This is a genomic window from Saccharothrix sp. CB00851 (assembly GCF_001905065.1).
Lineage (GTDB): Bacteria > Actinomycetota > Actinomycetes > Mycobacteriales > Pseudonocardiaceae > Actinosynnema.
The window spans coordinates 212,094-223,784 of record NZ_LWLC01000002.1 but is presented as its reverse complement, the minus strand read 5'-3'; the positions used below and the strand labels follow the sequence as shown (position 1 = coordinate 223,784).

Genomic DNA, 11,691 nt, shown 5'->3' with positions numbered 1-11,691 from the left:
AGGACACGCCGAGGAACGCATGATCACCCTGACCTTTCAAGATCTGTAGGAGGGTTTCGTGTCATCCCGCCGACCTGGCGCAGCCTTACCGCACGTGTCAAGGGCGGCGCGTCCAGCCTTGCCTCCTACTTCACTGGGACCTCGCGCCGCCCTTGACGCGTGTGGTAACCCGGAGGGAGGTCGGTGGGATGACACGGAGTCCGGGACCACCAACCCAACCGGAGTTCCCAACCCAACAAGACCGAGACGGGACCGGGGAATGTCATCCTGCTGATCTGCCCGTCCGGCGAGGACGCATTTCAAAGCTTTTGATCTTTTCGGATGACTGATCCGTTCACATCGGCAGGCGGGGTGGCCCAGTCGGTAGCGGCAACCTGTCGGGCCAGGTTCCGGATCTGGTTCGGAGGGATGCCGGAGTTCAGGGCAGCTCGCAACAGCCCGGTCAGGCGATGGCGCGGGTGGGCCTCCTCGGCTCGATCCAGGGCCAAGTAGGCGAGAGGGCCATTCCCCTTGATGTAAGCCGAGAAGGCGAGGAGAGCGGCCGGTTCCGCGCGTTCCGGGGTCGGGCACGCCCGGATCAGTTCGGTCCACAGGGCTTCGGCGTTCCGGGCGTGGTCGCTGGTGCAGTAGACCAGGCTGGCGTCCCTGGTCAACGGGTTCGACAGGGCGTGGGCCAGGTCGGCGACCTCCTCGTCGGTCAACGGGCGTTTTCGGGTGCCCGCACGGAGGACCTCGGCGTGGATCAGGTCTCGGTGGCGGGTGGGGACGATGTCGTCCGGGTGTGGGAACTCGGCGGACAGGCGGTTGAGCAGGGTGGTTCGGCGGGACAGCGCGGCCGGTGGGTCCGGGGTCAGCAGGTCGGCCAGCGCCTGGCGGTTCGGGTAGGTGACGTGACCGTCCGCCGCGGACGCCGCGGCGAACGCCGTGCTCGACGGGTCCGGCACGAGGCCGGTGGTGCCCACGTCGTGGTAGTCGAACCAGCGCTCGCCCTTGGCCGTCGCACGCGTCCACACCGCCAGCAGGAGCGGCACGTCGGCCTCGTAGAGGGCGTCGTCCAATTCGTCGACCAACGCGTCGTGCGGCAGGTCCTCGGGAGGATCACCCGAACCGCCGCCGATCACGACCACCACCGCGTCGTCACCGCGGCACCTGGCCAGCGGCGCGATGAGCAGGTCGGCCACGCGGTGCGATACGCCGGGTGGTGGCAGGTCGATGCGCAAGGTCATGGTCACGTCGTGGTCGCGGACCACCAGGACCACGACCGAATCGGACGGGTGGAAGCCGAGCAGGTGCGGCACGGCGGCGATCAGGTCGCCCGGGTCGCGCAGGCGGGTCGGTGGCAGGAGCTTCGTCATGGGTCCGACCTTGGCGGAATGGGGTCCCGGTCGGCCGGCGGTCGGTGGCGATCTGTGGACAACTCGAAAAGGGCCGCTCCCACCGAAGTGGGAGCGGCCCGGCGACCTGCGGAAACTCAGCAGCTCGGTGCCACTTGACCGTCCGAACCTGTGTACACGTAGGCATCGGAGATGTAACCCGACCCGATCTTGTCCCACAGGTTGGTGGTGCCGTACTTGCCGGTGATCGTCTCACCGCGCGCCTGGCAGCTGATCGTCACCGTCGCGCCGTTGGCCACCGAGCCGACGGCCGCGTACTGCGTGCCCGGCCCCGACCGGATGGTCACCGACGCGCCGCTGTCGGTGCCGACCGTGCCGGTCACGCTGGTGCCGCACGAGTTGCGGCTGGTGTAGCTGCGCGTGCCCCAGTAGTAGATCTGCGTCCCGTTGAACCTGATCTTCTGGTCGACGCCGTTGAGCCTCTGCTCGTAGTGCAGGTGCGGCCCGGTGGAACCGCCGGTCGACCCGACGGTGCCGATCCGCTGGCCGATCCGGACCGACTGCCCCACGGACACGGCCTGCGTGGCCAGGTGCGCGTACCGGGTGCGCCAACCGCCACCGTGGTCGATCTCGACCCACCGCCCGTAGCTGGTGCTGCCGGTGTTCGCGACCCGGGTGACACTGCCACCCGCCGACGCGACCACCGGGTCGCCGTCGTCGTTGGCCCGGTTGAAGTCGACCGAGTTCGCGGGGCTGTGGTTGGTGCGGGTCTGGCCTTCCCACACCTGGTTGCACGGGAACGGCATCTGGAAGTTCGGCGCCGCGGCGGCCTCGCCCTGCGTGAGGACGAGGCCGATCAGCGGCGCCACCAAGGCCGTGACGAACACGCGTCGGCTCATCTGCCACCTCCTTGACGACTGGGGGTGGTCATCCGACCACGCGCAGCCGCCTTAGTGGAACACTTACCAGATGTTGAGTTGGTGAATTAGTTCCTAACCAACCGAACGGCGCAACGACCCGTAGCCCACTCAGCAGTTGCGGCTGGTGTAGTTGCGGGTGCCCCAGTAGAAGATCTGCGAGCCGTTGAACACGATCCGCTGCGGCACGCCGTTCAACAGCTGCTCGAAGTGCAGGTGCGGCCCGGTGGAACCGCCGGTCGAGCCGACGTCGCCGATGCGCTGACCCCGCCTCACGGCCTGGCCGACGCTCACCCGCTGCACCGACAGGTGCGCGTACCGGGTGCGCCACCCACCGCCGTGGCCGATCTCGATCCACCGGCCGTAGCTCGTGCTGCCGGTGTTCTCCACGCGGGTCACCGTGCCGCCGGCGGACGCCACGACGGGGTCGCCGAGGTCGTTGGCGCGGTTGAAGTCGACCGCGTTGGCCGGGCTGTGACTGGTCCGGGTCTGCCCCTCCCACACCTGGTTGCACGGGAACGGCAGCTGGAACGCGGGCGCCGCGACGGCCTCGCCCTGCGTGAGGGCGAGGCCGATCAACGGTGCGACCAGTGCCGTGACGAACGCGCGGCGGGTACGGCTCATCTGCCACCTCCTTGACGACTGTGGCGGAGATCCGACCACAACCGCGCCCGTCAGTGGAAGAGTTTCGAAGTAGACGCTGCGTGAATTACTTTCTAACCCACCGATCGGCGCAACGCGGTGACGCCACCGACGACGGGCAGTTCCAGCACCGTCGACGTCAGGTCGATCGACAGCCCCGCGCCCGGCCGCGGCCGCAACGTGTAGTCGTGGTCAGAAGAGATCAGCACGAACTCCACCCGGTGACCAGACGGGACCACGTAGTCGTTCGGCTCCAGCTCCACCTCGACCCGGTACCGCTTGCCCGGCTCGATCGGCTTGGTCCGCGACGGCGACACCCGGTTCTGCGGGTCGGTCCACCCCCGCGTGATCACGTGCGACGTGCCGTCCGGCGCCCGGTCCACCAGCAACGCGGTCACGTTGGCCGCGGGCCGGTCGAACGAGATCGCCAGGTCGACCCGGGCGACACCGGAGAACCGGACCGGCGCGGTGGTCGGCGCGGTGGCGTAGGAGAGCCGGTTGCCGGAGCTGGGCAGGTCGACCAGGTCCTCGGCGAGCTTGGACGCGTCGTCGCGCAACGACTCCACCACCGCGTTCCCGGGCACGGGCTGGAACCGCAACGCGCCCTTGGCGGTGCCACCCGCCCACGGGTACACGCGCGCGGTCGACGTGCCGGGAGCGGGCCAGTCGGCCTCATCCACCCAGGTGGTCTTGTCCTCGCGCTGGATCGTCGCCTTGGGCTCGCGCTCGATGCCGTTGTCGACGCCGTACAGGTAGTGGCTGAACCACCGGTTGATCGTGCGCCGCCACTCGACCGAGCGCAGCGTGTCGGGGTCTGTGTGCCCGGACTGGTGCAGCCAGATCTTGTGCTCCACACCGTGCTTGCGCAGCGCCTCGTACCACTGCGCGACGTGCTTGACCTTGACGTTCCAGTCGCTCAACCCGTGCACGGCCAGCACCGCGGCCCGCACCTTCGACGCGTCCTTGACGTAGTTGCGCTCGTCCCAGAACTCGCTGTAGTCGCCGGTCACCCGGTCCTGGCGGGCCGCGACGTCGGCGATCACGGGCTTGCAGATCTCCCGGTCCGCGCGCGTGTAGACGTACTCCGCCAGCACGTCGAGGTCCTCGCCCTGGAACCCGCCGGGCGCCACCACCGCGCCGTCGGCCCGGTAGTAGTCGTACCAGCTGGAGATGGCCGCGATGGGCACGATGGCCTCCAGGCCCTCGACCCCGGTGGCGGCGACGGCGTTGGGCAGGGTGCCGTTGTACGACACGCCCATCATGCCGACCTTGCCGGTGGTCCACCCCGCCACGACGGGGGCGCCCGCCGCGTCACGGGCGGTGGTGCGGCCGTTGAGCCAGTCGACCACGGACTTCGAGCCGACGGTCTCGTTGTGCCCGCCCGAGGTGGGGCAGCCGGACGACTTGCCGGTGCCCAGCGACTCGGCGTACACCACGGCGAAGCCGCGGGAGAGGAAGTAGTCCTCGTAGCGCCCGGACCTGATCGGCGCGGGGTTGGGCCCGACGGCGGCGGCGATCCGCTCGTCCGCCTGCGCCTTGAGCAGCGACCCGTCGCGCTTGTCGTACCCGCCGCGGCGGTTGGGCACGTACAGCTCGACGTCGACGCCGTGGTTGGCCACGTCGTTGCCGCCGGAGAAGTACGGGCTGTTGAAGTACACGACCGGCACCTTCAGCCCGCGGTCGGTGGCCTTCTGGCGCACCACCTCGGTGTAGACCTCGTCGTCGCGCCCGTCGCGGTCGCTGTCGACCGGCGCGCGCACCCACACGCTCTCGCGCACCACGTCCTTCGGGTCGAAGACGGGTTGCGCCTCGCCACCGACGAACACCGGGCCCTCCGCCGCGGCCTGCGCCACCGCGGGCGCGAGCCCCACCGTGACCAGAGCGGCGAGCACCGCGGCTCTCCGTGCACCCTTCACGACCGAACCCCCATCATGTGTAGGACAGGTTTGCGGCTGACCCTCCCCCGCGCCACAACCGGTGTCAAGCACGTCCGGAGTCCACTGTGGACGTCACCCGAACACCCGACGAACGGCCCCTTGACCAGCGACGGAGACCTGTGCAGACTCGCCGGGGCCATGCGTGACTTCATCGCCGCGCTGCCCAAGGTGGAACTGCACGTCCACCTCGTCGGGTCAGCCTCCCCCGCCACCGTCCTCACCCTCGCCCGCCGGCACCCGCAGCGCGGGGTACCGACCGACGAGGCCGACCTGCTCCGGTTCTACGAGTTCACCGACTTCGGCCACTTCATCGACGTCTACGCGGCGGTGAACGACCTGGTCACCACGGGCGACGACGTCGCCGCGCTGGTGCTGGGCCTGGCCGCGGAGCAGGCGCGGCGCAACGTCCGCTACGCCGAGGTGACCGTGAGCGCGACCAGCCACCTGCGGGCCGGCATCGCGCCGGAGGAGCTGGACGAAGCGCTGACCACCAGCCGTGAACGGGCGAAGGCCGAGCACGGCGTCGAGCTGGCGTGGGTGTTCGACATCCCGGGGGTGTGGGACCGGGACTTCGGCTTGACCAGCGCGAAGTACGCCGTCACGCACCGGCCGCCGGGCACCGTCGGCTTCGGCCTGGGCGGGTTCGAGGCGGACGCGCCGCGGCGGGCGTTCCGGGAGGCGTTCACCATCGCCCGGGACGCGGGCCTGCACTGCGTGCCGCACGCGGGCGAGACCACCGGCCCCGACCAGGTCCGGGAAGCGCTGGACGACCTGCACGCCGAGCGGATCGGCCACGGCACCAGCGCCGCGCGGGACCCGGAGCTGCTGCGCAGGCTGGCCGCCGAGCGGATCACGCTGGAGGTCTGCCCGACTTCGAACCTCCGCACGGCCGCGGTGAAGGACATCGGGGACCACCCGTTGCCGAAGCTGCTCGACGCGGGCGTGCCGGTCACCCTGGCCACGGACGACCCCGGCATGTTCCACACCGACCTGGACCGCGAGTACCTGCTGTGCCACGAGGCGTTCGGCCTGGGCAAGCCGGAGCTCGCGGAACTGGCCCGCACCGGGGTACGGGCCAGCTTCGCGCCGGAAGACCTCAAACGTGCACTGCTGGCCGAGATCGACGGGCTCGGCCACTGACACCGCTCGCCACCGCCACGCCGAGCGCGGCCAGCGCCATGGCCGCGCCCACCCAGTTGGGCGAGGTGTAGCCGAGGCCGGCGTCGATCGCCACGCCGCCCAGCCACGCGCCCGCCGCGTTGCCGAGGTTGAACGCGGCGATGTTCGCGGCCGACGCGAGCGCGGGCGCGCCCGACGCCTGCTCCAGCACCCTGGCCTGCAACGGCGCCACGGTCGCGAACCCGAACACGCCGAACACCGCGATCGTGACGGCCGCTGGCACCGGCCACCGCGCCGTGAACACGAAGACCACCAACACCACCGCGAGCAGACCCAGGAACGCGTACAGGCTGGGCATCAGCCGGCGGTCCGCCGCACGCCCGCCGATCACGTTGCCGACGCACAGCCCGGCACCGAACAGCACCAGCAGCCACGTCACCGCACCCGGCGAGAACCCGGCCACCTCGGTCATCATCGGCGCGACGTAGGTGAACGACGCGAACACCGCGCCGAACCCGAGCGCCGTCGTCACCAGGGCCAGCCACACCCCCGGCCGCCGGAACACCGCCAGCTCGCCGCGCAGGCCGTCCGACGCGGGCTGCGGCGGCACCAGCGCCATGATCCCCACCAGCCCGGTCACGCCCAGCGCGGTCACCGCCCAGAACGTCGACCGCCACCCGAACGCCTGCCCCAGCGCCGTGCCCGCCGGCACGCCGAGCACGTTGGCCGCGGTCAACCCGGTGAACATCATCGCGATCGCCCGCGCCCGCCGGTCCGGCGCGACCAACCCGGCCGCCACCACCGAGCCGACGCCGAAGAACGCGCCGTGGCACAGCGCGGCGACGACCCGTCCCGCCATCAACAACGCGTAGTCGTCGGCCACCGCGCACACCAGGTTGCCGAAGATGAACAACCCCATCAGGCCGACCAGCAGCTGCTTGCGCGGCAGCCGCGACCCGCCCGCCGTGATCAGCGGCGCGCCGACCACGACGCTGAGCGCGTAGCCGGAGACCAGCAGCCCTGCCGACGGGATCGACACCCCGAGATCACCCGCCACCTGCGGCAACAGGCCCACGATCACGAACTCGGTGGTCCCGATGCCGAACGCGCCGACGGCCAGCGCGAGCAACGCGGGCGGCATCATCGGGCACCCAACCAGGTCCGCAACTCACCCAGCAGCACGCGGTACTCGTCCAGCACACCGTCCATCAACACGAACGGGTGAATCGTGCCCTCGAACTCGCGCAGCACCACCGGCACACCGGCCGCCGCCAGCTTCGCCGCGTACCGCTCGCCGTCGTCACGCACCGGGTCGTGCCCGGCGATGGCCACGAACGCGGGCGGCAGCCCGTCCAGCGACGCGCGCAGCGGCGCGGCGAGCTCGGAGACCGGCGCCGAGCCGAGGTAGTGCGACCAGAACCAGCGCATCGTCCCCGTCGACAGCCCGTAGCCGGTCGCTCGGTCCACATAGGACCGGGTGGTGAAGTCGGCGTCCAGCGCCGGTACCACCAGCACCTGGAACGCGAGCCGGTCGCGGGCCTCCAGCGCCACCGCGGCGGCGAGGTTGCCGCCCGCGCTGTCACCCATCACCCCGATCCGCGCCGGGTCGACGTCCACCGACGCCGCGTGCTCGAACAGCCACGCCGTGGCCGCGTACGAGTCGTCCAGCGGCACGGGGAACGGGTGCTCCGGCGCCTTCTGGTAGTTCACCGCGAACACCGCGTGCCCGGTGGCGTTGGCCAACGCGCGCAGCGCCACGTCGTAGATGTCGAGGTTGCACGTCACCCAGCCGCTGCCGTGCAGGAACAGGATCGCGGGGAACGGGCCGTCGCCCTCGGGGTAGTAGATCCGCGCGGGCAGGTCGGCCGTCGGGCCGGGCACGAAGAGGTGCGAGACGCGGGCCACCGGCTCCGGCGCGCCCTGGAACGCCAGGAACCCCCACTGCGCCTGCCGTGCCTCGAAGACGGTCAACTCCTCCAACGCGGGCGCGCCCGCCAGCTTCTCCAGTACCGAGCGCGCCTGCTCGTTCAATGGCATGAACCGATCATCCGATGACCAGCGGTGATAAGTCCAAGGCATGCTCTTTCTCGAACCCATAAGCTGAAGTCATGACGTTGCGGCAGTTCGAGTACCTGGTCACGGTCGTGGACGAAGGCTCCTTCACCCGGGCCGCCGAACTGCTGCACGTCACGCAGCCCGCCCTCTCCCACCAGATCCGCGCCTTGGAACGGGCCGTGGGCGCGCGACTGCTGGACCGGTTGCCCCGCGCCGTCCGCCTCACGCCCGCCGGTCGTGCCTGGCTGCCGCACGCCCGTGCCGCGTTGGCCGAGGCGGAGCGCGCGCTCACCGCCGCACGACGCACGGCGGGCGTGGAGTGCGGTGAACTGCGCGTGGCCACGCTCTACTCGCTCACCCTCGGCGTGCTGCCGCCGGTGCTCCGGTGTTGGCGCGCGGAACACCCGGACGTGCGGATCCGCCTGTTCGAGCACCGGCACGCCGACGAGTTGCGCGAGGCGATGGCCGAGGGGCAGGCCGACATCGCGATCGGACCCGAGCCGGTGAACTGGGTCGGCTTCCAGCAGCGACTGGGTGTGGAGGAGTTCGTGATCGTGCTGCCGCCCGACACGCCCCACCGCGAGCCGATCGACCTGCGCGCGCTCGCCGACGTCGGCTGGGTGCACTACGCGCCGGGCAACGGGCTGGCCGACCTGGTCGACGCGGCGTGCGCGGACCGGGGCTTCCAGCCGGGGGCGGCCGTGCGCACCGAGCAGACCGCGGCGGCACCCGTGCTGGCCGCGTCGGGGCTCGGGCCCGCGCTCGTGCCGCGCAACATCGTGCCGGAGACGTTCGACGGCGCGGTCCTACGCACCGATCCCCCGGTGCGCAGGACCCTCGTCGCGTACGCGCACAAGAGCCCGGACCCGCTCGCGTCGGCCTTCGTGACGCTGCTCGCCGGGGCAGGATGGGACGCATGAGGCTGGTCATCCTGGGCGGCGGCGGCTTCCGCGTGCCGCTCGTGCACAAGGCGTTGGACGAGCACATCACCCAGGTCGTGCTGCACGACGTGGACGCGGACCGGCTGGACGCGATCCGGCGCGTGCTGCGGAACGGCCCACCGGTCACCGCCACCACGGACCTGGACGAGGCGTTGCGCGGCGCGGACTTCGTGTTCTCCGCGATCCGGGTGGGCGGCCTGGCCGGACGGGCGATCGACGAGGAGGTCGCGCACGCGCACGGCGTCCTGGGCCAGGAGACCGTCGGCGCGGGCGGTATCGCCTACGGGCTGCGCACCGCGCCGGTGGCGGACGCCATCGCGCGGCGCGTCGCCGAACTCGCGCCCCAGGCGTGGGTGGTCAACTTCACCAACCCGGCCGGGCTCATCACCGAGGTCATGGCCCGGCACCTGGGTGAACGCGTGATCGGTATCTGCGACTCGCCGCTGGGCCTGTGCCGCCGCGTCGCCAAGGCGCTCGACGTGGAGGACCCGACGTTCGACTACGCGGGCCTGAACCACCTCGGCTGGTTGCAGGGCGTCTACTTGGGCACGGAGAACCTGCTGCCCACCCTGCTGGCCGACGACGCTGCGTTGACGAGCTTCGAGGAAGGCCGGTTGTTCGGCGCGGAGTGGTTGCGCGCGTTGGGCGTGATCCCCAACGAATACCTGCACTACTACTACTCGACGCGTGAGGCGTTGGGCGACAACCGCGGCGCTTTCCTGCTCAGCCAACAACAACGCTTCTACGACGGTGACGTGGACTGGGAGACCACGCGACTGGAACGTGAAGCGACGTACATGGCTCAGGAGCGTGAGCGCGACAGCGTCGAAGGCGGCGGGTACGAGCACGTCGCCATGGCGCTCATGCGGGCCATCGCGGACAACGAGCCCGCGACGCTGATCCTCAACGTGCCCAACAACTCCACTCTGTCCACACTGGACGATGACGCGATCGTGGAGGTGCCCTGCGAGGTGGACGCGACGGGCGCGCGTCCGCTGCCGGTGAGCCCGCTGCCCGACCACGCGGCCGGTCTCGTCACGTCGGTCAAGGCGGTGGACCGGCTGATCATGGAAGGCACCCGATCGGCCGCTCTCAAGGCGTTCGCCCTGCACCCGCTGGTCGACTCGGTCGCCACCGCGAAGAGCCTGCTGGACACCTACGTCCGGCGGCACCCCGAGCTGGCCTACCTGAGCTGAGCCCGGCCCAGCGAGTCGGCACGCCGGGTCGTCTCCGGCAGCCGCGTCACGCACAGCCGCAACACCTCGGCGCACGCCCGGTCGAGGTCGATGCGGTGCCCCACGGACACGAACACCGGCTTCACACCCTCGCGCGTCCGCAGCGCGCGCCCGACGACCTCGCCGTCGTCCACGAGATCGGTGTGCGCGCCGCGCACGTCGTCCGGCGGGTCGAACCGGCCCATGGGCGTCTTCGCCACGCCCACGCTCGGCAGGTCCGCCAGCACCCCGAGGTGGCAGGCCAACCCGAACCGCCGGGGGTGCGCCAACCCCTGCCCGTCGCACACCAGCAGGTCCGGCCGCACGGTCAGCTCGTCCATCGCCTCCAGCAACGACGGCAGCTCCCGGAACGCGAACAGCCCCGGCATGTAGGGGAACTCCGCCCTGCCCGTCACCACGACGGAGTCCACGGTCTCCAACGTGTCCGCGTCCAGCACCACGATCGCCGCCGCCAGCCGGTCGTCGTCGGCGTAGGACACGTCGAGCCCGGCGACGTGCCGCACCACCAGCCCGGGATCGGTCTCGGTCGACACGCGCGGCCGCAGCCGTTCCTGTTCGGCGATCGCCTCTTCGGGAGTCACCGGTGCCACACCGAGGCGCGGTGCGCGGCCAGCAGGTCCTCGCCGAAGTCACCCGATCGCCGTCGCCACACCGAGTGCGCGTGGTTGGCGTCGTTGTCGGTGTTGTCGTACTCGATCAGCAGGTCCGGCCCCTGGATCCGGTAGTAGTGCCCCGCGCCGCGCTTGTCCGAGCCCTCCCACGAGAAGTGGAGCCGGTCCAGGTCCAGCGCGTCGAACTCCTCGTCGGCCAGATCGCTGGTGAGCCGGTCGAGGTAGTACCGGACCAGCCCGACGAGCAGCCCGCGGGACGCCCGGTCGAGCTGCGCGGGCGTGACGCCGACGGGGTCGAGGTCGCCGACGCGGCGCGCGTTGCCGGTCTTCAGGTCCGGCGGCGGCGTGTCGGCGACCACGGCCAGCCCCCGGGCGGTGCGGCCCATCCGGTCCAGCAGCTCGCGGGCCAACTCCTCCTCCAGCCGCAACGGCTGCAGCACCGTCCGGCCGCGGTAGGTGGTGCGGGCGGGGTGCGCGCCGAGGAAGAACGGGGTGGCCGACACGCGTCCGTCGGCCACCACCACGCTCACCGACAGGTGGTGCCCCTCGACCCGCCAGCCCCACGGCTCGTCACCGGGCTCGCCGAGCAGCACGGTCCAGTAGTCGCCCTGGTGCCGGTCCCGGGTGCCGCCTTCGCGGTCGTCCAGCACGTCCTCCAGCGCCATGATGGCCGTCGTCTGCGCGTAGGCGTGCGGGCTGAGCACGCACGACAGCAACCGGTGCACGGCTTTGCGCTGGTCACGAGCGAGATCGCCGTAGACGACCCCCGGCCGCGCGCCCGGCGTGTACGCCCACGCCGTGCGCAGGTCGTCGGCCATGGTCCCCACCGCCGCCGTGCGCTGCCCGTCGTCCAACAGGTCGAGGAAGCCCTTGGAGGCCTCGGCGATCTCGTGCAGCATC

Annotated in this window: 11 protein-coding genes; 3 read left to right on the top strand and 8 right to left on the bottom strand. The window is 71.2% G+C overall.

Features of this window, described 5'->3' with window-relative positions:
* Positions 1-299: 299 nt before the first annotated feature.
* From A6A25_RS05330 to A6A25_RS05315, 4 genes are all read right to left on the bottom strand, one after another.
* Positions 300-1,355 (bottom strand): DUF4192 domain-containing protein, encoded by a 1,056-nt coding sequence (locus A6A25_RS05330; protein WP_073886619.1) that lies wholly within the window; start codon positions 1,353-1,355, stop codon positions 300-302.
* Between the two features lie 116 nt (positions 1,356-1,471).
* Positions 1,472-2,233, bottom strand: a complete 762-nt coding sequence (locus tag A6A25_RS05325; RefSeq protein ID WP_073886618.1) for a M23 family metallopeptidase — start codon at positions 2,231-2,233, stop codon at positions 1,472-1,474.
* A 129-nt stretch (positions 2,234-2,362) separates the two neighbouring features.
* Positions 2,363-2,875, bottom strand: coding sequence for a M23 family metallopeptidase (locus tag A6A25_RS05320; RefSeq protein WP_073886617.1), 513 nt, complete (start codon positions 2,873-2,875; stop codon positions 2,363-2,365).
* A 92-nt stretch (positions 2,876-2,967) separates the two neighbouring features.
* Positions 2,968-4,809, bottom strand: coding sequence for a Xaa-Pro dipeptidyl-peptidase (locus A6A25_RS05315; RefSeq protein WP_073886616.1), 1,842 nt, complete (start codon positions 4,807-4,809; stop codon positions 2,968-2,970).
* 159 nt (positions 4,810-4,968) lie between these two features.
* Between A6A25_RS05315 and add the strand changes: the two genes are divergently transcribed.
* Positions 4,969-5,970 carry an adenosine deaminase gene (gene add, locus A6A25_RS05310; RefSeq protein WP_073886615.1) on the top strand — a complete coding sequence of 334 codons (1,002 nt, stop codon included), beginning with the start codon at positions 4,969-4,971 and terminating at the stop codon, positions 5,968-5,970.
* Here the strand turns inward: add and A6A25_RS05305 are convergent.
* Together A6A25_RS05305 and A6A25_RS05300 are read right to left on the bottom strand one after the other, a co-directional pair.
* Positions 5,927-7,090, bottom strand: a complete 1,164-nt coding sequence (locus A6A25_RS05305) for an MFS transporter (protein ID WP_073886614.1) — start codon at positions 7,088-7,090, stop codon at positions 5,927-5,929. The genes add and A6A25_RS05305 overlap by 44 nt on opposite strands.
* On the bottom strand, positions 7,090-7,986 hold the full coding sequence (locus A6A25_RS05300) for an alpha/beta hydrolase (protein ID WP_073886613.1): 897 nt from the start codon (positions 7,984-7,986) through the stop codon (positions 7,090-7,092). Before A6A25_RS05300 ends, A6A25_RS05305 begins: the two co-directional genes overlap by 1 nt.
* A gap of 71 nt (positions 7,987-8,057) precedes the next feature.
* Between A6A25_RS05300 and A6A25_RS05295 the strand changes: the two genes are divergently transcribed.
* Positions 8,058-8,924 (top strand): LysR family transcriptional regulator, encoded by an 867-nt coding sequence (locus tag A6A25_RS05295; RefSeq protein WP_073886612.1) that lies wholly within the window; start codon positions 8,058-8,060, stop codon positions 8,922-8,924.
* Positions 8,921-10,141 (top strand): 6-phospho-beta-glucosidase, encoded by a 1,221-nt coding sequence (locus A6A25_RS05290; protein WP_073886611.1) that lies wholly within the window; start codon positions 8,921-8,923, stop codon positions 10,139-10,141. Before A6A25_RS05295 ends, A6A25_RS05290 begins: the two co-directional genes overlap by 4 nt.
* Here A6A25_RS05290 and A6A25_RS05285 read toward each other — a convergent pair.
* The gene (locus A6A25_RS05285) at positions 10,129-10,761 is read right to left on the bottom strand and encodes an endonuclease V (RefSeq protein WP_083667986.1); all 633 of its coding nucleotides are present in this window, start codon (positions 10,759-10,761) and stop codon (positions 10,129-10,131) included. The two genes, A6A25_RS05290 and A6A25_RS05285, sit on opposite strands and share 13 nt — an antisense overlap.
* Positions 10,758-11,690 (bottom strand): DUF3500 domain-containing protein, encoded by a 933-nt coding sequence (locus A6A25_RS05280; RefSeq protein WP_073886647.1) that lies wholly within the window; start codon positions 11,688-11,690, stop codon positions 10,758-10,760. Before A6A25_RS05280 ends, A6A25_RS05285 begins: the two co-directional genes overlap by 4 nt.
* Position 11,691 lies beyond the last annotated feature (1 nt).